Below are 19,477 nucleotides of genomic sequence, written 5' to 3'. Positions count from 1 at the left end.
GGGGGCGTAGAAAAGGGCGAGTTTGAGGACCCTTGTCGAGAGCCGTTATGACCAGACGCATTTCCAAAGCCGTGTTCCCCGTCGCCGGACTGGGAACCCGCTTCCTTCCGGCGACCAAGGCGATGCCGAAGGAACTGCTGCCCATCATCGACAAGCCCATCATTCAATACGCGGTGGAGGAGGCTATCGCCGCCGGGATCACCGACCTGGTCTTTGTCACCGGCCGGCCGAAACGCGCGATCGGCGATCATTTCGACGCCAACCTGGAGCTGGAGTTTCAGCTTGCGCAAAAGGGCAAGCACGCCGAACGCGACATGGTGCGCAACATCATCCCGCAGGGCGTGAACTGCATTTTCGTGCGCCAGCCCGAACCCAAGGGGCTGGGTGACGCGGTGCTGTGCGCGGCGCCCGCGGTCGGCAACGAACCCTTTGTCGTGCTTCTGGCCGACGACCTGATGATGGGCAACACGCTGCCCACCGCCGAAATGGTCAACGCCTATGCCGAGGCGCCGTCCAACTACCTCTGCGTGACCGAGGTCGAGGACGAGAACGTGCACAAATACGGCATCGTCCGCCCCGGCCCGGCCGGCCCCGACGGTCGCGTCACCGTTGCCGGCCTGATCGAAAAGCCGTCCCTGTCCGAGGCCCCCTCGCGCCTGGCCTCGATGGGGCGCTATGTCTTCGACCCCGAGATCTTTCCCATCCTGCGCGGATTGAAGCCCGGTGCCGGCGGAGAGATCCAGCTGGCCGACGCCATCGACGTTCTGGCCGCGCAGGGCCGTGTCAAGGCGATGGGAATGAGCGCCCGGCGCTACGATTGCGGGTCCAAGTTCGGCTATCTCACGGCCATCGTGGACCACGCGCTGGCGCATGAGGAATTCCGCGACCGGTTCCTTGTGCTGATGCGCGATCGCCTGGCGGCGCAACCAGGGCGGGACACGGCATGAGCGGCAGCAAGGGCACCGTTCTGGTAACCGGCGGGGCGGGCTATATCGGGTCCCACGCGTGCAAGGCCCTGGCCGATGCGGGCTATGTTCCGGTGACCTTCGACAATCTTTCGACCGGCTGGGCGCAGGCGGTCAAATACGGCCCCCTGGTGCAGGGCGACCTGACCGACCGGACGGCGCTGGACGCGGCCTTTGCCGCGCATTCGCCCGTGGCGGTGATGCATTTCGCGGCCTTCAGCCAGGTTGGCGAGGCCATGGCGAACCCCGGTAAATACTGGCGCAACAATGTCATGGGGTCACTGACCCTGATCGAGGCCGCGGTCGCGGCGGGCTGTCTGGACCTGGTCTTCTCATCGACCTGCGCCACCTATGGCGAACAGGATGGCGTCGTGCTGGACGAATCCTCGCGCCAGATGCCGATCAACGCCTATGGTTCGTCCAAGCGCGCGGTCGAGGAAATCCTGCGGGACTTCGGCGCCGCTTCGGGTCTGCGACACGTCATCTTTCGCTATTTCAACGTTGCCGGCGCCGACCCCGAGGGCGAGATCGGCGAATGCCACCGCCCCGAGACGCATCTCATCCCGGTGATGCTGGAAGCGATCGACGGGCAGCGCCCCGAACTGGTCATCCACGGCACCGACTATGCGACGCCGGACGGCACCTGCATCCGCGACTATGTGCATGTGGCGGACCTGGCGCAGGCGCATGTGCTGGGGCTGGAATGGCTGCTGGCGGGCAAGGGCAACCGGGTGTTCAACCTGGGCACCGGCGCGGGGTTCACCGTCAAGGAAGTGATCGGCCACGCCCGTGCGGCGACCGGCCACAAGGTGCCGCACCGCTTTGGCCCGCGCCGCGGCGGCGATGCGGCCTGCCTGGTGTCGGGTTCGAAACGCGCGCTGGACGAACTGGGCTGGCAGCCGATGCGCTCGTCGCTGAAGCTGATGATCGCCGACGCCTGGCGATGGCACAAGACCGGCGGGTATTCGGGATGAACACGGGGGGGGGCGCGGCCCGACGGCCGCGCCCCCTTTTTCGGCCTTCGGCGCCCTCAGGCCAGGTCGAATCGGTCGGCGTTCATGACCTTGGTCCAGGCGGCCACGAAATCGTTGACGAACTTGGCCGCGTTGTCGTCCTGGGCGTAGAGCTCGGCATAGGCCCTGAGGATCGCGTTCGAGCCGAACACCAGGTCCACCCGCGTGGCCGTCCACTTGACCTTGCCCGTCCTTCGGTCGCGGATCTCGTAATGGCCATCCGCCTTGTGCCAGGAATTGGCCATGTCGGTCAGGTTGACGAAGAAGTCGGTCGTCAGCGCCCCCGCCCGGTCGGTGAACACGCCATGCGCGGTGCCGCCGTGGTTCGTGCCCATGGCCCGCATCCCGCCGACCAGCACCGTCATCTCGGCCGCCGTCAGCCCCATCAACTGGGTGCGGTCCAAAAGCAGCTCCTCGGGGCTGACCACATAGTCCTTCTTCTGCCAGTTGCGATAGCCGTCGGCCACGGGTTCCAGCACCTCGAACGAGGCCGCATCGGTCTGTTCCGCGCTGGCATCCCCCCGCCCCGGGGTAAAGGGCACGCTCACGGCATGGCCGGCCGCCCTGGCCGCCTGTTCCACCCCGACGCTACCCGCCAGCACGATGACATCGGCCAGCGAGGCCCCGGCCGCCTTTGCGATCGGCTCCAGCACAGCCAGAACGCGGGCCAGACGGGCGGGTTCGTTGCCCTCCCAGTCCTTTTGCGGCGCCAGGCGGATGCGCGCACCGTTGGCGCCGCCCCGCATGTCCGACCCGCGATAGGTGCGCGCCGAATCCCAGGCGGTCGCCACCATGTCGGACAGGCTGAGCCCCGCGGCCGCGATCTTTGCCTTGACCGCTGCCACGTCCCAGCCGGTCGGCCCGGCGGGGATCGGGTCTTGCCAGATCAGATCCTCGGCCGGCACATCGGGACCGATGTAGCGCGCCCTCGGCCCCATGTCGCGGTGCGTCAGCTTGAACCAGGCGCGGGCAAAGGTGTCGTTGAAATACGCGGGATCGGCCATGAATTTCTGGCAGATCGCGTTGTAGACCGGATCGACCTTCATCGCCATGTCGGCGTCGGTCATGATCGGGTTGTGACGCTTGGACGGGTCCGAGGCATCCTGCGGCTTGTCCTCGTCCCTGATCGACACGGGTTCCCACTGCCAGGCACCGGCGGGCGATTTGCGCAGCTCCCACTCGTGGCCAAAGAGCATGTCGAAATAGCCCATGTCGAACACGGTCGGATGGGTGGTCCAGGCCCCTTCGATCCCCGAGGTCATGGCCCGGCTCGCCTTGCCCTGCTGGTCGGGGTTGGCCCAGCCGAGGCCCTGCTCGGTCACGTCCGCCCCCTCGGGTTCCGCGCCCAGCTTCGACGCGTCGCCATTGCCGTGCGCCTTGCCGACGGTGTGGCCGCCGATGGTCAGCGCGGCGGTTTCCTCGTCGTTCATCGCCATGCGGGCGAAGGTCTCGCGCACCTGGGCGGCGGTTTTCATCGGATCGGGCTGGCCGTTCACCCCTTCCGGGTTCACGTAGATCAGACCCATCTGCACCGCGGCCAGCGGGTTTTCCATGGTGTCCGGCCTGGACACGTCGTCATAGCGATTGTCCGAGGGGGCCAGCCATTCCTTTTCGGCGCCCCAGTAGACATCGGTCTCAGGGTGCCAGATGTCGGGACGGCCAAAGCCGAAGCCGAAGGTCTTCAGCCCCATGTCCTCGTAGGCGACGGTGCCGGCCAACACCAACAGGTCCGCCCACGAGATCTTGTTGCCGTATTTCTTTTTCAGCGGCCACAGCAGGCGGCGGGCCTTGTCGAGGCTGGCGTTGTCCGGCCACGAGTTGAGCGGTGCGAACCGCTGGTTGCCGGTGCCGGCGCCGCCCCGGCCATCGGCCAGGCGATAGGTGCCGGCCGCGTGCCACGACAGGCGGATCATCAGGCCGCCATAGTGGCCCCAGTCCGCCGGCCACCAGTCCTGGCTGTCCTTCAACAGCGCCTTCAGATCGGCCTTGAGCCCCGCGAAATCCAGCGTCTTGACGGCCTCGCGATAGTCGAAGCCGGGCCCCATCGGGTCGGTCTTGGTGTCGTGTTGATGCAAGATGTCCAGGTTCAACCCATTGGGCCACCAGTCCGTCACGCTCTTGCCGCTGGCGGTGTTCCCGCCATGCATCACCGGGCATTTCCCGCCGTGGTTGCCGTCCATCGCTCTCTCCGATTCTGGTTGAGTCCGCTGGGGCCTTGCCCCCCTGTCAGGCAACCCTAACAAAGGAAATTGATTAGCATAAGTTGTATTTCCTGATTGGCATGATAAGTTGTTCTTATGATAAATCTGACCCTGCGCCAGTTCCGCTATTTCGAGGCCCTCGCCCGGCATGGTCATTTCGGACGCGCGGCGGATGCCTGCGCCATTTCGCAACCCGCCTTGTCGATGCAGATCAAGGAGTTGGAGGAAAGCCTGGGCATCCCCCTGTTCGAGCGTGGTGCGCGGCAGGTGCGGCTGACCAGCTTCGGCGAGGAGGTGGCGCGCCGCGTCCGCCCCATTCTGCAATCGGTCGAGGAACTGGGCGATCTCGCGCGGGCGTCGGGTGATCGGCTGAGTGGACGCTTCCGGCTGGGCGTGATTCCGACCATCGCACCCTATCTGCTTCCACGCGTCATCGCCCGGCTGGCCGACACGCACGCCGACCTGGACCTGCACATCCGCGAGACGGTGACACCCAAGCTGCTGAGCGAATTGCACGAGGGGCGTCTGGACACTGCCATCGTCGCGCTGCCCGTCTCGGAGCCCGGGCTGACCGAAGTTGCGCTCTTCTCCGAGGAGTTCGTGCTGGTGCGCCCCGCCAAGGACGCCGAACTGCCCGTTCCCAGCCCCGAAAAGCTGCGCGAGATGCGCCTCTTGCTGCTCGAGGAGGGACATTGTTTCCGCGACCAGGCGCTGTCCTATTGCAACATGACGATGGCCAGCCCGCGCGAGTTGCTGGATGGTTCGTCGCTGTCCACGCTGGTGCAGATGGTCGGGGCCGGGATCGGGGTCACGCTGATTCCGGAAATGGCGCTTCCAGTCGAGACCCGCTCGGCCGAGGTGTCGATCGCGCGCTTTGCCGATCCGCGCCCGTCGCGCCGCATCGGCATGGTCTGGCGCAATGCCAGCCCGCTGGCCGGCCATCTCGACGCCATCGCGGACGCCGTGCGTCAGGCGGCGGCAGGGTGACCCCGGCGGCGCCTGGCACCGCCGGGGTCGGTCGATTGGATCAGTCGCGGTTGCTGCCCAGCATCTCGTAGGCCGCCGGGTCCGCGGACCGCAGACGCGCCGCGGCCAGGTAGCCGATGATCGCGCCCACCGGGATCAGCGACGGCAGGATCCAGCCCAGGCTGCCGCCCGTGGTGCCGGTCAGGTCACCGAAGTTCATGAAGATGTAGACGAACAACGCCGCCATGATCACCGCCGAAAGCAGCGGCAGGATCACCCGCGCCAGCACGCTGGCCTGGGCCTCGGGCGTCTTGCGGAAATAGGCCATCACCGCGAGCGAGGTGACGGTCATCATACCCAGCACCCCCAGCGTGCCGATCTGGCTGATCCAGGTGAACATGTGCTGGATCGGGTCCAGCCCCAGACCGGCAAAGATCGCCAGAACGATCAGCGCGCCGATCGTCTGCGTGACCGAACCGATGTGCGGGCTCTGGTGCGCATCATGCGTGCGACCAAAGGCCGACGGCAGCAACCCGTCGCGACCGGCGACATAGGTATAGCGCGCGATGTAGTTGTGGAACGCGCTGAGTGCCGCGAACAGGCTGGAGACCAGCAAGACGCCCGCGATCGCCGGAATCGGGCCGCCGACATACATGTCGGCCAGCATGAAGAAATAGTCCGTCGGATCGGGCAGGCCGCCCACCGTGTCCGTCAGGTTCGCCGCGCCGACGCCCGCCACCATCAGCCAGGTGGTAAAGACAAAGAACAGCCCGATCATGAACACCGCCAGATAGGTCGCGCGCGGAATGGTGCGTTCGGGATCGCGCGCTTCCTCGGCATAGATCGTCGTCGCCTCGAAGCCGATGAACGACCCCAGGCAGAACAGCACCGCCGCGGTCAACGAGCCCGAGAAGAAGGCATCCATGTCGAAGATGTTGACCGCCAGACCGCCGGCGTCGGCGGCCCCGCCGGCCCCGAGGATGCCGAAGTCCACCACGAAGACCACCAGATACTCGAGCGCCACCAGAACGATCATCACCTTGGCCGACAGATCGACCTGGCGATAGCCCAGGAAGCCCACCAGCAGGACGGCGATCAGGCTCCAGCCCCACCACGGCAGAACGATACCGAAGCTGCCGAATACGCCGGCGGCGATGCCGCCCAGCAGGCCGACCAGACCGAACTGCATCGCGTTGTAGGCGACCAGCGCGGTGAACGAGACCGCCCCGCCCCAGGTGCCGCCCAGCCCGCGCGCGGCATAGGCATAAAACGCGCCGGCGTTGCGCACATAGCGCGCCATCGCCACATAGCCGACCGCAAAGGCCAGCATGATCAGCGTCATGAGAACAAAGGTCAGCGGGATGCCTGCGCCATTCCCCAGCAGGAACGCCAGCGGCATCGCGCCGGCAACACCCGTCAGGGGCGCTGCCGCCGAGATCACCATGAAGGTGACCGCGATCAGGCCCAGCGAGTTGCGCCGCAACTCGTTCGGGCTGCCCCCGGTTACGATGGTTTCCGTCATAGATCCTCTCCACGTTGTTGCGGGCCCGGTTCCGTCCGGTGCCCCTTTGGTGCCGCGGGTGCGTCCCTTGCACGTCGCGGTATGGGTGGTCAGTCGCCGTTCAGATGCACCGCGCGGCGATAGGCGCGCTGCCCGTAAAGCAGCGCCTTGGGGTCCTCGGACAGGCGCACGGCCATGACCCGGCCGACCATGATGTGATGCGTCTCCCACAGCATCGCGGTGGCCAGGCGGCATTCGAACACCGCCGTCGCCCCGGCCAGACGCGGTTGGCCAAGGGGCCCGGAATCCCACTGGGCATGATCGAAACGGGCCGCCTGATCCGTGCCGCCGCGCCCGGCGAACAGATCGGCCAGGTCCTGCTGCCCCTCGTGCAGCAGGTTGGCGCAGAAGCTGCGGTTCTTCAAGATCGCCGTGGCGGCGGGCGACAGGTGGTGAATGCACGCCAGCATCGACGGGTGATCGCCATCCGCCGAGACCGAGGTCAGCGACGAGATTGTCACCCCGCAGCGCCCGCCCGGCCCGTCGGTCGTCGCCACCGCGACAAAGGTCGCGGCGCGGCTCATCCCCTCGAGAAAGCGGTTGCGCAGGTCCTGATCCATACCCTCACCCCAGATCGAAGAAGCGTTCCAGTTCCACGTCTGGCACCTTGCGCCGGAATTCGTCGTGCTGGAAGGCCCGCGTTGCGCTGAACGTCTCGACAAAACGCTCGCCCAGCCAGTCGCGGGCCAGCGCCGAGCCGCGCAGACGCTCGACCGCCTCGGGCATGGACCGGGCGAAATCGCGGGGCGCCGCCTGCGCATAGCCGTTGCCCCGGATCTCGGGGTCGGGTTCCAGCCGTTCGAGAATGCCGGCAACCCCGGCAGCCAGTGTCGCGGCGGTAATCAGATAGGGATTCGCATCCGCCCCCGCCATGCGGTTCTCGACCCTGAGAGAGCCCGAGTCGTGCCCGACGACGCGCAAGCAGGTGGTGCGGTTCTCGTATCCCCAGGTCAGGCCGGGCGGGGCAAAGGTGCCGGGCGCAAAGCGGCGATACGCGTTGACGGTCGGCTGGAACACCAGTGTCATGTCGCCCAGATAGGCCTGAAGCCCGCCAATGAAGTGGCGAAACGTCTGGGACATGCCGTGTTCGCCCGCCGGGTCGTGGAACAACGTGTTGCCCGACAGATCCTTGAGCGAGATGTGCAGATGGATGGACTGGCTGTCAGCCTGTTCGTTCCAGCGCGGCATGAAGGTCACGGACCGCCCCTGCCTGAGCGCCAGCGCCCGGATGAAGTTCTTCAACAGCACCAGTTGATCGGCCGGATCCGTGCCACCGTTGGCGCCGATGCAGGCCTCCATGAAGCCGCCGCCGATTTCCTCGTGCATCTTGGTCAGGTCGATGCGCAGGGGCTCGGCCATCGCCGCGATGGCCTCGTACCATTCGCTCTGCACCACCTGATACAGCACCAGGTCGTGGCTGGCGTGCGGCGTCGCGGTCTTGAGGTTGCGATACCCCTTGGCGCGGGCGCTTTCGGCGGTCTCGTCGAACAGGGTGTATTCCAGCTCCATCCCGTATTTCGGCGCGAACCCGGCGTCGGCGGCGCGGGCCAGAACCGATTTCAGGATCGCGCGCGGGCACAGTTTCGCGGTCTCGCCGCCATAGTTCGACAGCACCAGCAGGTCGTGGCCCGGCTTGGCCCAGGGCACGTGGCGCAGGCTGTCGGGATCGACGATCAGCGGGTCGTCGTGGAAATCGGCCATCGCGCCGTCGGTGACGCCGGGCATTTCCAGCATCTGGTCCGTGGGGTCCAGCGCCAGTTGTGCCGGCGCCATGCCCATGCCGTTGCGGGCGATCCCCTTCAGCGCCCCCGCCGATACCATCTGACCGCGCAACAGTCCGTTGGTATCCGTCATCGCCACCGTCGCGAAGCGGCTGGCGGGATCGGCGAGAAAGTCGTCAAGCGTCATGCGTCACCTGTGGTTGATTGCGCGCGGACCAGCGCGTCGAACGTGGCGAGATCGGCCTCGGGCCGGGTGGAATAGGCCCGCAGAAAGACGCGGATGCCATGATGGATGTAGCGTGCCAGTTCGGCGCGCGCGGGCGCGGCGTCCGGCATGTAGAGCGCACGGGTCCGGGGCGCGGACAGCACCAGGCCCCAGAGATCCTCGGCCGCGAGTTCGGTGTCGTCGAAATCGAGCCGCCCGTCGGCCCGGCGTGCGTCCAGATAGGCCATGATGCCGCGCAGAACGTGGTCGGGCCCCGCCGACTGATAGGCGCGGCCGATCTCGGGGAAGCGCTGCACCTCGCCGATGATGAGCCGGGCCAGGGACAGCAGATCGGGACGCATCACCGTGTCGGCATAGTCCCAGGCAAAGCGCAGCAGGTCCTCGACCATGCTGGAGTGGGGCGAATGTTCGAACACGTCGAGCATCTCGTCGCGCTTGCCCAGCATCATCGCGGAGAAGAGCGCCTCTTTCGATTTGAAATACTGGTAGAGCGTGGGTTTGGACAGCCCGGCTTCGAGCGCCACCGCATCCATGGTCGCGCCCGAATAGCCCGCCTCGGAGAACACCTTGAGCGCCGCGCCCAGGATCGCCCGGCGCCGGGCCAGACGGTTCTGCTGACTGCGCGACATCTGGTTCATGCGGGCATCCTGCGCAGGAAGTCCAGCAGGTGCCGGCTGTAGGCTGCGGGCTGTTCGACGTTGCAGACATGCCCCGCGTTCGCCACCACCTCGAATCGCACGTCGGGGCGGGGTGCCGCGTCCCAGATACGGCCCGCCACGCCGCGGATCTCGGCCGGGGGGGCCAGGCGGTCGTATTCGCCCGTCATCATCAGAACGGGCATCGTCAGACGCGCGAAATCGAATTTTTCCAGCGGGTTGGTAAAGCAGACCAGCGCATCGCGATAGGTCGCGGCCGGGATCGCGGCCATCGAGTCGAACAGCGTTTGCCGCAGGGCGTCGGTGGCGTCGGGGCCGGCCAGAACCTTGACCACGGCCGGCGCGAAATCGGCGGGCACCTGACCGGCGTCCATCGGCACCTCGCGGCTGACGCGGAAGGCCTCGCGCTCGTCGGGGCCGGCCTCGGACATGCCGGTGCAGCCGCCCGACAGCACCAGACCGGCCAGCAGTTCCGGGTGGCGCATGGCAAACGAGGTGGCGATCCAGCTGCCATAGCTGAGCCCCACCAGAACCAGCCGGTCCGCACCGAGCCGTTCGCGCAAGCGCAGGATGTCGGCGCAATAGTCATCGACCGTCGATTGCTGCGAGCCCAGCGAGCTGTCGCCGTAACCGCGCAGATCGAGCGCGGCGCAGCGCATCACACGGCCCGCGACGGCAAGCTGCGCGTCCCAGTTCCCGCGTGCACCACCGATCCCGTGCAGGAAGATGGCCAGCGTGGCGCCGCCCGTATCCGGCGTCACCGTGACGCCCAGGCGCGGCAGGTCGTCAAAGATCATCGGCGTCAGTGGCACGGGCGCGGGCAAGGGCGCCGCCGCCGGACGCGCCGCCTGGGCCGCGGCCTGGCCCAAGGCCTCGATCCCCACGGAAAAGACCGCCCTGGTGCCCTCGCAGATCGGCCCCAGCCGGGCGGCCGGGGCGCTGACCGTGGCCGTCCATTGCACGACGCAACCGCCGTCCGTAGGCGTGACGCTGATCCGCGCGTCATAGGCTTCCGCGCCCGCGATCCCTTGCAGATGGGTATAGCCCAGAACGCGGTCGGAATCGCTGAAATAGGTGCGTTGTTCGCGGTAGACCGTGTCTTCGCCGGTTACCGTAAAGGCCCGCACCAGGGCGCCGCCCGGGCCGGTTTCGGCCCGGATCGACGTCATCGCCGGGTGCCACGCCCCGCAGAAATCGCGGGCGACGGCCCAGACGGCATCCGCGGATGCCGTCAGCTTGCCGTGAACCTGAACCCGGTCGCGCGGCATGATCAGCGCAGCGCCTTGATCGAGCCGCTCTCGCCCCGCCACAGCGAGGTCCGCGCGCCGTCGAGATCACCGGGCGCATTGTCCAGTTCGTCCATCTCGTAAAGCGCCAGAACGCCGATATAGTCCTCCATGATCTCCGAGGTATAGGGCAGCATCAGCGCACCGCAGCGGGCGTCGCGATACATCCGTTCCAGCGGCAGCGAGCGCAGCATGGACTGGCCGCCGCAGGTGCGGATCGCCAGCGCGGCGATTTCCTGCACGCCCTCCATGATGTTGTATTGCGCGGCATACATGCGCATGACCTCGCCCTTGGTGGGAAAGCCCTTGGCCTCGGAGAACGCCTGCCACCACAGGGCCCGCATGTTCGCCAGACGGGCATACATCTTGCTGACCGCGACGCGCTTGGTGGCATACATGCGCCGGTCGATGGGCGGCTGGCCCGGGACCTGCCCCTTCAGGTATTGCACCGTGAAATCATAGGCGCCTTGCGCGACCCCCATGTAGGTGGGCGACAGCGTGGCCATCATGTGCGGCCAATGCGCCAGCGTCTTGCCGAAAATGCCGGGCGGCATCAGCATGTCGTCCTCGGTCACGAAGACATCCTTGAGGATCAGATCGCGCGAGTTGGTGCCGCGCATCCCCAGAGGGTCCCAGTCGCCCTTGACCGAAAGGCCGGGCGCGTCCTTGTGCACGACGAACAGCATCGTGTCCTCGTGGCGCGGCTCCTGGCCTTCGAACACCTCGGTGCAGACGATGGTATAATAGTCGCAATATCCGGCGAGGCTGGCGAATTTCTTGAAACCGTTGATCCGCCAACCGCCTTCGACCTTGCGGCACTGGGTCTGGTTGGGCTTGGACGTCCAGTTCTGCCCGCCCTCGGAGATCGGCTGCGAAAAGATCGCGCGTTCGGCCATGGCGCGGCGGAACTGGCGCTCGCGCAGGGGGGCAAAGGCGGCCTTTTCCTCGGCCGTCAGGTTCGGCATGTCGAACATGAAGCGCGACCACGCCATGGACGAGTTGTGCATGTTGAAGGTCAGCGCGGTCGCCCCGCAGTATTTGCCGATCTCGGCGCCGACCATGGCGTATTCCCACATGGAAAAGCCCCAGCCGCCGAATTCCTCGGGGATGCACAGGCCCAGGAAGCCCTCGGCCGCCAGATCCTTGTAATTCTCGACCGGAAAGCTCGCGTCGTCGTCGATCCCCTTGGCGCGGGGGGCGAATTTCTCGCGCCCCAACTGGTTTACGCGGCGCAGCACCTCGGCCACCTGCGGACGAATGCGGCTGAGGTCATAGTAGTCGGCAATATCGCTCATGATTTTCTCGTATTCTGGGGGGATCAGAGGGCCAGTTCGCCCTGGAGCACGCCGTCGCGAACGACGACCTTGCCATCCAGGGCGATGGTGCAATTGCGCATCGGAAGATCGAAATGGCCCAGCGTGTAACGCCCGGCATACTGGTTCGCGCCGGTGGACCACAGAAAGCTGCCGGCCAGCGCGCGGAATTCGACAGCCTGCATGTCGCGCTTGTCATACATCGCGGCCGAGACCCATTTCGCGCCGTGGTTCATCCCCCAGCCGACATGCGACAGGCCATAGGCGTTGCGGTCGTCCCAGGCCTCGAGGTATTCACGAAAGTGCAGCGCGTCGATACCGTCGCCCTTGATGGCGGTGACGAAATCGTTCTCGATCGTGCAGTCGATCTGGCTGGTCAGATAGGTCTTGAACGTCAGGTTCATGTCGCCCACGCCCATCACGATCCGGCCGTTCACCGAATTCTTGCCGGGGAACGCCAGGCACAGGCCGCCTGGCCAATGGGCGACGGCGCCCGGCGTCGTGCCGAAGCCCGCCGTGCCGCCGCAGGGCGCGCCGCGCAGGTCCACCGTCAGGTCGGTGCCCAGCGCCGAGGTGACGCGCATCTCGTTTGCCTCGCGCAGCATCTGGATGCCGATGTTCAGCTTGACCGCATCCTCAGCCTTGGGCTCGGTGCGTTCCAGGATCTCGGGGTGTTCGTTGGTGATGACCAGCAGGCGGGTCTGGCCGGCGTCCTCGATCTCGGGCCATTCGGGGGCATGGATCAGCCCCTCGACCGTGCAATCGACGATCACCTCGACCCGCTTCAGGGCCTCGATCACCGCGCGGTTGCCCTGGATCGCCCACGAGGTGCCGGTCGATTTGACCGGCACCGGGGCCGATTGCGGCGGCGTGGGCATCTGGATCATGCAGAATTCGGCGCCCAGATCGTAAGCCGCCAGTTCCGACAGATGCACCAGAACCGGGCGCGACTGGGTTTCCGAGATGATGGCGATCCTGGTGCCACGGCCGATTCCGTTCAGCGCGAAAACGCGGCGAAAGGCGGCAAGCCATTTACCTTCGATGCGTTCTTGAAGCATCGGACCCTCTTTCCTGTTGACGATTCGCGTTCGCACGAATTTCTTAACTCTGCAGTTAAGGTTTTCGTTCAGACCGGATTCTGTCAAGAAAATTTTCGCAAATTTTTGAATGATCCGAAAATTGTCAGAAAAACGGGCAGTTAGAGGGCGCCTCAGGGCGCCCCCAAAGGTCAGACCTTGCCCTCGGCCTTCAGGCCCGCCCAGGTCGGGCGGTCCAGCTTGAACGTGTCATGGCTGCGGATGTAGTCGCTGCCATAGGACCGTGCGACCAGATCCAGCGCGTCGGTATCGACCCAGGCGCGATCCGGGTCCAGCAGGTAGCGGTCCTCGATATGCACGGCCAGAACGCGGCCGATGACCACCGTCTGGCACGGGCCCGTCACCACCGACGACAGCGTCCGGCATTCGAAGGCGACCGGGCTTTCGGCGATGCGCGGCGGGGCGATGTGCTGGCTGGGCAGTGTCGCCAACCCCGCCAGCGCCAGTTCGTCCACCCCCCGGGGGGCATCGGCGGCGGTCAGGTTCATCGCCTCGACCAGCCGCTCGGGCACCAGATTGACCACGAATTCGCCGGTCTCCAGGATATTCGCGGCGCTGTCCTTGAACCCCCTCTCGGGGTCGGCCAACAGGCCCAGCGCCACCGTCGGCGGGGCCGACCCCATCACGTTGAAGAAGCTGTAGGGCGCCGCGTTCACGCCCTGCGCGCCCCGGGTGACGACCCAGGCGATGGGCCTGGGCACCACGGTCGCCGCCAGCAGCTTGTAGGCGATGGGCGTCGGCACCTGATCCAGATCGTAGCGCATCCGTCAGGCCGGGGTCACGTTGACGACCGGGTGGCGAATCGACCCGATCCCCTCGACCGTTGCCACCACCACGTCGCCGGGCCACAGCCATTCCTGCGGCTTGCGGCCGGCGCCCACGCCCTCGGGCGTGCCGGTGGCAATGATGTCGCCGGGTTCCAGCGTGATGACGCGGCTGATGTCGGCGATCAGTTCATCGACCTTGAACAGCATCTTGGCGGTGTTGGATCGCTGCTTCTCGACGCCGTTCACCGTCAGCCACAGGTCCAGGTCCTGCGGGTTCGGGATATCGTCGGCGGTGACGATGCAGGGGCCAAAGGGCGCGAACCCGTCCATCCCCTTGGACACGATCCACTGCCCGGCCCGGCGGTTGTCGCGCGCCGAGACGTCGATCATCACCGAATAGCCAAAGACGTAGCCCAGCGCCTCGGTGCGGCTGACGCGGCGGGCGGTGGTGCCGATGATCGCCGCCAGCTCGACCTCCCAGTCCAGTTGCTGGGTGATCTCGGCGTCGTGCGGGATCGGCTGGCCCGGCCCGATCACCGCGGTCGGCGGCTTCGAGAAGATCACCGGCTGCTTGGGCAGATCGGCCGCGGTGTCCAGCGCCTGCGCGCTTTCGGCGACATGGTCCAGATAGTTCAACCCGATGCCAAAGATGTTCTTTCGCGGCCGCGGGATCGGCGCCAGCAGGGTCACGTTGGACAGCGCGGTCGCGCAGCCCACGGGAATGTCGGCGCCCACTTCATCGAGACAGGCGCGCAGCGCGGACAGGCCGGGGCGGCCGGCGTCGATCAGGCCCAACATGGTGTCGGGCAGGTCCTCGCCGCAGGCCAGGCCCAGGTCGGCCACATCGACGCACAGGTCGTCCACGATCACACCCAGACGGGCACCCGCCTCGACGCCCAGGCGATAGGTTACAAGTTTCATGAAGGACTCCTTGATAAAGTGTCAGGCCGTCGCTGCCGGATCGGGCAGGCCCAGCCAAAGCGAACCGCCGTCAAAGCCACCCTTGACGAGCAGGTTCTTGCGGTGGATTTCCGGAAACTGCGCGCTCCAGTCGCGATACCGGTCGTTGGTCACGACCACCGCATTCGCGTCGCGCGCGGCGGTCAGGATGAAGGGATCGGCGGGCTCGCCCCTGGGCACGACCATCACCCGGTCCCTGGCCACCCCCAGCCGGGCGCTGAAATCGCTGTCGCGGCCGTAGCGGCCGAACAGCAGGTGCCCGGCGTTGGCGTCAAAGACCACGCAGCAATCGTAGCCGGCGGCGGTCATCACGCGCAGCACCTCGCGCACGGGATCGAGGCGCGGCGTGCCGTCCTGCCAATAGAGGATGTTCGAGCCGTCCAGAACCGCCCAGCGCCGGGCGGACCTCTGCCGCGCCCGGCGCCAGAGGACCACCACCATCACGGCGACCAGCACCGGCCCGGCGAGCAACGCCAGGTCCGCCAGGTCGGCGTGTGTCAGATCGAAGGGCATGGACAGTCGAAACCCCGGCTCAGGCCACCACGGGCTGATGCCCCCCGTTATCGCCGAAGGCTTCCTCGCGGTATAGCCCCAGCGAACGCATCACCGGCAGGTCGTTCAGGCAGAACAGGCAGGCGTCCTCGGTGTCCGAGGCATTCGCATGTTCGTGCCAGGCCCACGACGGCACGCAGAAGATGTCGCGTTCCTGCCAGTCGAAGCGTTGGCCGTTGATGATCGAATGCCCCCGCCCTTTCGAGACGTGGTAGAGATAGCTGCCGGTATGGCGGTGCGCGCGGGTCCGTTCGCCCGGCCGCAGCATCTGCATCGAGGCGCCCATGGTCTTCATCACGGGCCCGTTGCTGGCGGGGTTCACATACTCCATCAGCACGCCGTCAAAGGGGCTGCCGTCGGTGCATTCCGCGTAGCGGCCCAGCGCCTCATAGGTCGGCGCCCATTCGTATTTGAACATCGGGCTATAGCCCTTGCTCCAGTTGCCGCCGTTCGGGGTGAGGCCCGGATTGCCCCAGGTCTTGGTCATGTCGTCCACGGCATAGGTCACGGCCTGGCTGAGGTCCGGGTGGACCTCGTAGAAATTCGCCTCGAGCGCGTTGACCAGCGGGATGTCCAGCCCGTCCTGCCAGATGCAGGGGGTGCCCGAGGATTCGACCGCATGTTCGTGCCAGGTGCCGTTCGGCGTCAGCACGAAATCATTGGCGCCCAGCGTCATCTTGTGGCCATCGACCACGGTATAGGCACCCGAACCTTCCATGATGAAGCGGACCGCGCTGGCCGAATGGCGGTGCGCCGAGGCCCGCTCGCCCGGATGCATGACCTGAAGCCCGGCATAGATCCAGCCGACCGCCGCTGCGACATCGGTGCGCCCCGGGTTGTTCAGATAGATCACCCGGCGCCCGGCCTTTTCCGGCGTCACCAGATCGACCGAGCGCAGCACATGGGACCGCAAGTCGCGGTAGCGCCACAGCACCGGGACCGAATCGGATTTCGGCTCCCACGGTTCGATCTTGTTCGCGACGGTCCACAGGGCGCCGGCGTTATAGGTGTCCAGTTCGTCGTAATAGGCCAGAAGTTCCGGCGTATCCTCGACATTGGCGCGGCCCGCGACATCTTCGCGGTAGTTCTCTCTCGGCTTGGCCATGATGCCCCCTCCGGTTCGATGGTGCGTCCAGTCTGACCCAGGATCGTTTCGACAACAATAATAATCTTCGAAAATATTCGGATTGCAGCACTGCGGGGCATTGCCTAGGATCGAACCAGGAAAGGACCCCAGCCATGACCCTCGCGGAAAAAGCCTATCACGGGTTGCGCCACGACATCGTTCGCGGCGCCTTTGCCCCCGGCAGCCCCCTGCGGTTGGCCGATCTGGCGGAACGCTACGGCATGGGGTTCTCGCCCCTGCGCGAGGCGCTGAACCGGCTGGGTGCGGAACGTCTGGTCACCTCGGAAACGCTGCGCGGGTTCCGCGTGGCGCCGCTGTCGCTGGCGGAATTCGAGGACGCGCTGGCCACACGCCTGCTGATCGAGACCGAGGCCCTGCGCCTGTCGATCGCCCGGGGCGGCGACGATTGGGCGGCGGCGATCGTGGCCGCCCTCTATGCGCTGAAACTGCAAGCCGACCGCAGCGGCCCCGACGCCGACCTTTGGGAACTGGAAGCGCGTCACCACGCCTTTCACCGCGCCCTGCTGGCGGCCTGCGGGTCGGACTGGATGCTCGATTTCTTCGAGCGGCTCTATCATGCGACCGAACGCTACCGGCTTCCGGTTCTGCTGGCCTCGACCGGGCCGCGCACTCGCGACATCGAGGCCGAGCACAAGGCCCTGGCCGACGCCACGCTGGCGCGCACGCCCGAACAGGCCGTCGCCTTGCTGCGCGACCACTATCTGCGCACCGCCGACACGATCCGCGCGACCCTGGCCACGGCCGCACCGACCCCCGACAAGCGCCGCCGCGCCTGACCCTCAGCCCAGGCGCGCGCGCAGGAAGCGGGTCATCGCGTCATAGACCTGCGCCTCCTCGGGGATATCGGCAAAGGCGTGCCACATCCCCTCATAGACCCTGAGCTCGCTTTCGCGGCCCAGATCCAGCAGGCGCATGTGCAGCCGCGTGGCATCGCTGAGCAACAGGTCGCGCGTGCCGGTGATGATCTGCGCGGGCGGGAAACCGCCCAAGTCGGCGTGGATGGGCGAAAGCCGCGGATCGTCCAGCGCAAGGCCGTCGGCGTAAAGCGCGGCGGCGGCGCGCACCAGCCCGTGATAGGTGACCAGCGCCGGGTCGATGCCGTCGAACAGGCCCAGGCTGTCGCCGGCGTCGGTCAGGTCCATCCAGGGCGTGTTCAGCACCGCGGCGGCGGGCATGGCCAGCCCTTCGGCACGCGCCGCGACCATCATCGCGGCCGCCAGATTCCCCCCGGCCGAGGTCCCGTAGACGGCCACCCGCCGCGCCGGTTTGTCCGCCAGAACGGCGCGATAGACCGCCAGCGCATCCTCCAGCGCGGCGGGATAGGGCGCGGCGGGCGGCATCCTGTAATCCACCGCGATCACCCGCAGCCCCGAGGCCAGCGCGAACTTCAGCGCCCGGCCCAGCCCGGACAGTCCGGCATAGAGCACATAGGCCCCGCCATGGAATTCGACCACCACGGGGGCGTCGGGCGCGTCGGGCGCGCCCTCGGGCGTCAGCACGCGGCAGGGAACACCGGAGATCGTCACCGTGTCGATGCGCACGGGCAGCAGCGCGCGCAGGGTTTCGACCGCGTCTGCCCGCAGCGCATTGAAGCGGTCGATCAGGGCCCGCCATTCGTCCGGCGACTGCGGCGCGTGGCGAAAGACCGCCTCGGGGATCGGTTGCGCCAGAAAGGCGCGCGCCTCGGCCGAGGCCAGCACGGGAAGCGGCGGCGCCCTCATCGTCCGCCCCCCACGTCCAGCACCGCGCCCGAGGTATAGGACGCCCCCGGCCCGCACAGCCACAGCACCGCCTCGGCGACTTCCTCGGCCCGGCCCGGGCGGCCCATCGGCACCAGAGGCGCCAGCGCCTGCGCGCGGTCCGGCCGCCCGCCCGAGGCATGGATCTCGGTGTCGATCAACCCGGGGCGCACCGCGTTGACGCGCACGTTCCCGGCCGCGAGTTCCTTGGCCAGGCCCCGGGTCAACGTGTCCACCGCACCCTTGGCGGCGGCATAATCGACGTATTCGTTCGGCGCGCCCAGGCTCGCCGCGATCGAGGACAGCAGCACCAGCGCGCCCGGCTCGACGTCCCGGGGACGCGGCAGGCGGCGCGCGGCCTCGCGCGCGCAATAGAGCGCGCCCATCAGGTTGGTGTCGATGACCCGGCGCAGGCGGTCGTCGGACATCTCGGCCAACGGCATGGCGGGGGCGACGACCCCGGCGTTGACCACCACCGCGTCCAGCGGCCCCTGCGCGGCCTCGGCCGCGTCGAACACGGCCGCCACCGCCCCGGGGTCGCAGACGTCGCCCGCCAGCGCCGGGCCGCCGGTCTGCGCGGCGACCGCGCGCGCGGCCTCGGCGTTGCCGTGGTAGCCGATGCTCACCCGCCAGCCGCGCGCCGCCGCCAGCAGCGCCGTGGCCCGTCCGATCCCGCGCGATCCGCCGGTGATGAGGATATGTCGTGTCATGCGTCCCTCCAGCACCGGTCAGGCTAATCCGGGCCCGGGGCCGCGTCCACCTTTACCCGGCGCGGGCCCCGCTCTAGGATCCGCGCCATGCCGCGCATTCTGGTCAGTGCCTGTCTGCTGGGTCAGCCTGTCCGCTACGACGGGCGGGCGAAACCTATGCACGACCGGTTGCTTGCGACCTGGCAGGCGCAGGGCTGGCTGGTGCCACTCTGCCCTGAGGTCGCCGCCGGCCTGCCCACCCCGCGCGCCCCCGCCGAGATCGCGCCCGGCACCACCGCCCGCGATGTGCTGGCCGGGCGCGGCCGGGTGCTGGGCGCGACCGGCGACGATGTGACCCGCGCCTTTGTCGCCGGGGCGCGGTTCGCGTTGCAGGTCGCGCAGGACCGCGGCTGCGGCGCCGCGCTGCTGACCGATGGCAGCCCGTCTTGCGGCAGCACACGGGTCTACGACGGGCACCATGCCGGCCAAAGGGTGCCCGGCGCGGGGGTGACCGCGCAGGTGCTGCGCGATCACGGCATCGCGGTGTTCGCCCCACACCAGATCGCGGATCTGGCCGAATGGCTGACGCGGTGACGCAGGCCCTTGCGCCGGGCCCCT

19 protein-coding genes are annotated in these 19,477 nt (G+C 67.4%); 5 read left to right on the top strand and 14 right to left on the bottom strand.

Annotated features, from left to right (window positions below; genetic code table 11):
• Window positions 1-47 precede the first annotated feature (47 nt).
• On the top strand, window positions 48-947 hold the full coding sequence (gene galU, locus H6900_07965; GenBank protein ID MCC0073213.1) for a UTP--glucose-1-phosphate uridylyltransferase GalU: 900 nt from the start codon (window positions 48-50) through the stop codon (window positions 945-947).
• The gene (gene galE, locus H6900_07960; GenBank protein MCC0073212.1) at window positions 944-1,939 is read left to right on the top strand and encodes a UDP-glucose 4-epimerase GalE; all 996 of its coding nucleotides are present in this window, start codon (window positions 944-946) and stop codon (window positions 1,937-1,939) included. The genes galU and galE overlap by 4 nt, the downstream gene beginning before the upstream one ends.
• 56 nt (window positions 1,940-1,995) lie before the next feature.
• Here the strand turns inward: galE and katG are convergent, their stop codons facing one another.
• Window positions 1,996-4,158 carry a catalase/peroxidase HPI gene (gene katG / locus H6900_07955; GenBank protein MCC0073211.1) on the bottom strand — a complete coding sequence of 721 codons (2,163 nt, stop codon included), beginning with the start codon at window positions 4,156-4,158 and terminating at the stop codon, window positions 1,996-1,998.
• Window positions 4,159-4,275: 117 nt separating this feature from the next.
• Here katG and H6900_07950 point away from each other — a divergent pair, with 117 nt between their 5' ends.
• Window positions 4,276-5,166 carry a LysR family transcriptional regulator gene (locus H6900_07950; GenBank protein ID MCC0073210.1) on the top strand — a complete coding sequence of 297 codons (891 nt, stop codon included), beginning with the start codon at window positions 4,276-4,278 and terminating at the stop codon, window positions 5,164-5,166.
• 40 nt (window positions 5,167-5,206) lie between these two features.
• On the opposite strand, the gene H6900_07945 is transcribed toward H6900_07950, so the two are convergent.
• The 11 genes from H6900_07945 to H6900_07895 all read right to left on the bottom strand — a co-directional run bounded on the left by H6900_07945 (window position 5,207) and on the right by H6900_07895 (window position 16,389).
• Window positions 5,207-6,667 carry an APC family permease gene (locus H6900_07945; GenBank protein MCC0073209.1) on the bottom strand — a complete coding sequence of 487 codons (1,461 nt, stop codon included), beginning with the start codon at window positions 6,665-6,667 and terminating at the stop codon, window positions 5,207-5,209.
• Between the two features lie 89 nt (window positions 6,668-6,756).
• A complete protein-coding gene (locus H6900_07940) occupies window positions 6,757-7,266 on the bottom strand; it encodes a flavin reductase family protein (protein ID MCC0073208.1) in 510 nt (169 codons plus the stop codon).
• Window positions 7,267-7,270: 4 nt separating this feature from the next.
• A complete protein-coding gene (locus H6900_07935; protein ID MCC0073207.1) occupies window positions 7,271-8,614 on the bottom strand; it encodes a glutamine synthetase in 1,344 nt (447 codons plus the stop codon).
• Window positions 8,611-9,291, bottom strand: coding sequence for a TetR/AcrR family transcriptional regulator (locus H6900_07930; protein ID MCC0073206.1), 681 nt, complete (start codon window positions 9,289-9,291; stop codon window positions 8,611-8,613). The genes H6900_07935 and H6900_07930 overlap by 4 nt, the downstream gene beginning before the upstream one ends.
• The gene (locus tag H6900_07925; GenBank protein MCC0073205.1) at window positions 9,288-10,577 is read right to left on the bottom strand and encodes an alpha/beta fold hydrolase; all 1,290 of its coding nucleotides are present in this window, start codon (window positions 10,575-10,577) and stop codon (window positions 9,288-9,290) included. Before H6900_07925 ends, H6900_07930 begins: the two co-directional genes overlap by 4 nt.
• A gap of 2 nt (window positions 10,578-10,579) precedes the next feature.
• A complete protein-coding gene (locus H6900_07920; GenBank protein ID MCC0073204.1) occupies window positions 10,580-11,890 on the bottom strand; it encodes an acyl-CoA/acyl-ACP dehydrogenase in 1,311 nt (436 codons plus the stop codon).
• A 23-nt stretch (window positions 11,891-11,913) separates the two neighbouring features.
• Complete coding sequence (locus tag H6900_07915) at window positions 11,914-12,966, bottom strand: peptidase M29 (protein ID MCC0073203.1); 1,053 nt, start codon at window positions 12,964-12,966, stop codon at window positions 11,914-11,916.
• Window positions 12,967-13,136: 170 nt separating this feature from the next.
• Window positions 13,137-13,769: a flavin reductase family protein gene (locus H6900_07910; GenBank protein ID MCC0073202.1), complete on the bottom strand. Its 633-nt coding sequence runs from the start codon at window positions 13,767-13,769 to the stop codon at window positions 13,137-13,139.
• A 3-nt stretch (window positions 13,770-13,772) separates the two neighbouring features.
• Window positions 13,773-14,693 (bottom strand): fumarylacetoacetate hydrolase family protein, encoded by a 921-nt coding sequence (locus H6900_07905; protein ID MCC0073201.1) that lies wholly within the window; start codon window positions 14,691-14,693, stop codon window positions 13,773-13,775.
• Between the two features lie 21 nt (window positions 14,694-14,714).
• Window positions 14,715-15,173 (bottom strand): hypothetical protein, encoded by a 459-nt coding sequence (locus H6900_07900; GenBank protein ID MCC0073200.1) that lies wholly within the window; start codon window positions 15,171-15,173, stop codon window positions 14,715-14,717.
• Window positions 15,174-15,264: 91 nt separating this feature from the next.
• A complete protein-coding gene (locus H6900_07895; protein ID MCC0073199.1) occupies window positions 15,265-16,389 on the bottom strand; it encodes a cupin domain-containing protein in 1,125 nt (374 codons plus the stop codon).
• Between the two features lie 134 nt (window positions 16,390-16,523).
• On the opposite strand from H6900_07895, the gene H6900_07890 reads away from it, so the two are divergent.
• Window positions 16,524-17,207, top strand: a complete 684-nt coding sequence (locus H6900_07890; GenBank protein MCC0073198.1) for an FCD domain-containing protein — start codon at window positions 16,524-16,526, stop codon at window positions 17,205-17,207.
• Between the two features lie 3 nt (window positions 17,208-17,210).
• Here H6900_07890 and H6900_07885 read toward each other — a convergent pair whose 3' ends face one another.
• Both H6900_07885 and H6900_07880 read right to left on the bottom strand, forming a co-directional pair.
• Window positions 17,211-18,152, bottom strand: a complete 942-nt coding sequence (locus H6900_07885) for an alpha/beta hydrolase fold domain-containing protein (GenBank protein ID MCC0073197.1) — start codon at window positions 18,150-18,152, stop codon at window positions 17,211-17,213.
• Window positions 18,149-18,880 carry an SDR family oxidoreductase gene (locus tag H6900_07880; protein ID MCC0073196.1) on the bottom strand — a complete coding sequence of 244 codons (732 nt, stop codon included), beginning with the start codon at window positions 18,878-18,880 and terminating at the stop codon, window positions 18,149-18,151. The genes H6900_07885 and H6900_07880 overlap by 4 nt, the downstream gene beginning before the upstream one ends.
• Before the next feature lie 87 nt (window positions 18,881-18,967).
• Here H6900_07880 and H6900_07875 point away from each other — a divergent pair, with 87 nt between their 5' ends.
• The gene (locus H6900_07875) at window positions 18,968-19,453 is read left to right on the top strand and encodes a DUF523 domain-containing protein (GenBank protein ID MCC0073195.1); all 486 of its coding nucleotides are present in this window, start codon (window positions 18,968-18,970) and stop codon (window positions 19,451-19,453) included.
• Window positions 19,454-19,477 lie beyond the last annotated feature (24 nt).

The organism is Rhodobacter sp., from assembly GCA_020637515.1.
Taxonomy (GTDB): domain Bacteria; phylum Pseudomonadota; class Alphaproteobacteria; order Rhodobacterales; family Rhodobacteraceae; genus Pararhodobacter.
Note: the sequence above shows the minus strand (reverse complement) of the source record. Positions and strands in the feature narration are given on the sequence as shown.

Bases quoted from the DNA above. Each gene is read 5' to 3' on its own strand.
- katG (MCC0073211.1), bottom strand. From the start codon at position 4,158: ATGGACGGCAACCACGGCGGGAAATGCCCGGTGATGCATGGCGGGAAC.
- H6900_07940 (MCC0073208.1), bottom strand. From the start codon at position 7,266: ATGGATCAGGACCTGCGCAACCGCTTTCTCGAGGGGATGAGCCGCGCC.
- H6900_07930 (MCC0073206.1), bottom strand. From the start codon at position 9,291: ATGAACCAGATGTCGCGCAGTCAGCAGAACCGTCTGGCCCGGCGCCGG.
- H6900_07905 (MCC0073201.1), bottom strand. From the start codon at position 14,693: ATGAAACTTGTAACCTATCGCCTGGGCGTCGAGGCGGGTGCCCGTCTG.
- H6900_07950 (MCC0073210.1), top strand. From the start codon at position 4,276: ATGATAAATCTGACCCTGCGCCAGTTCCGCTATTTCGAGGCCCTCGCC.
- H6900_07900 (MCC0073200.1), bottom strand. From the start codon at position 15,173: ATGGTGGTGGTCCTCTGGCGCCGGGCGCGGCAGAGGTCCGCCCGGCGC.
- H6900_07915 (MCC0073203.1), bottom strand. From the start codon at position 12,966: ATGCTTCAAGAACGCATCGAAGGTAAATGGCTTGCCGCCTTTCGCCGC.
- H6900_07895 (MCC0073199.1), bottom strand. From the start codon at position 16,389: ATGGCCAAGCCGAGAGAGAACTACCGCGAAGATGTCGCGGGCCGCGCC.
- H6900_07945 (MCC0073209.1), bottom strand. From the start codon at position 6,667: ATGACGGAAACCATCGTAACCGGGGGCAGCCCGAACGAGTTGCGGCGC.
- galU (MCC0073213.1), top strand. From the start codon at position 48: ATGACCAGACGCATTTCCAAAGCCGTGTTCCCCGTCGCCGGACTGGGA.
- H6900_07875 (MCC0073195.1), top strand. From the start codon at position 18,968: ATGCCGCGCATTCTGGTCAGTGCCTGTCTGCTGGGTCAGCCTGTCCGC.
- H6900_07910 (MCC0073202.1), bottom strand. From the start codon at position 13,769: ATGCGCTACGATCTGGATCAGGTGCCGACGCCCATCGCCTACAAGCTG.
- H6900_07880 (MCC0073196.1), bottom strand. From the start codon at position 18,880: ATGACACGACATATCCTCATCACCGGCGGATCGCGCGGGATCGGACGG.
- H6900_07885 (MCC0073197.1), bottom strand. From the start codon at position 18,152: ATGAGGGCGCCGCCGCTTCCCGTGCTGGCCTCGGCCGAGGCGCGCGCC.
- H6900_07925 (MCC0073205.1), bottom strand. From the start codon at position 10,577: ATGCCGCGCGACCGGGTTCAGGTTCACGGCAAGCTGACGGCATCCGCG.
- H6900_07890 (MCC0073198.1), top strand. From the start codon at position 16,524: ATGACCCTCGCGGAAAAAGCCTATCACGGGTTGCGCCACGACATCGTT.
- H6900_07935 (MCC0073207.1), bottom strand. From the start codon at position 8,614: ATGACGCTTGACGACTTTCTCGCCGATCCCGCCAGCCGCTTCGCGACG.
- H6900_07920 (MCC0073204.1), bottom strand. From the start codon at position 11,890: ATGAGCGATATTGCCGACTACTATGACCTCAGCCGCATTCGTCCGCAG.
- galE (MCC0073212.1), top strand. From the start codon at position 944: ATGAGCGGCAGCAAGGGCACCGTTCTGGTAACCGGCGGGGCGGGCTAT.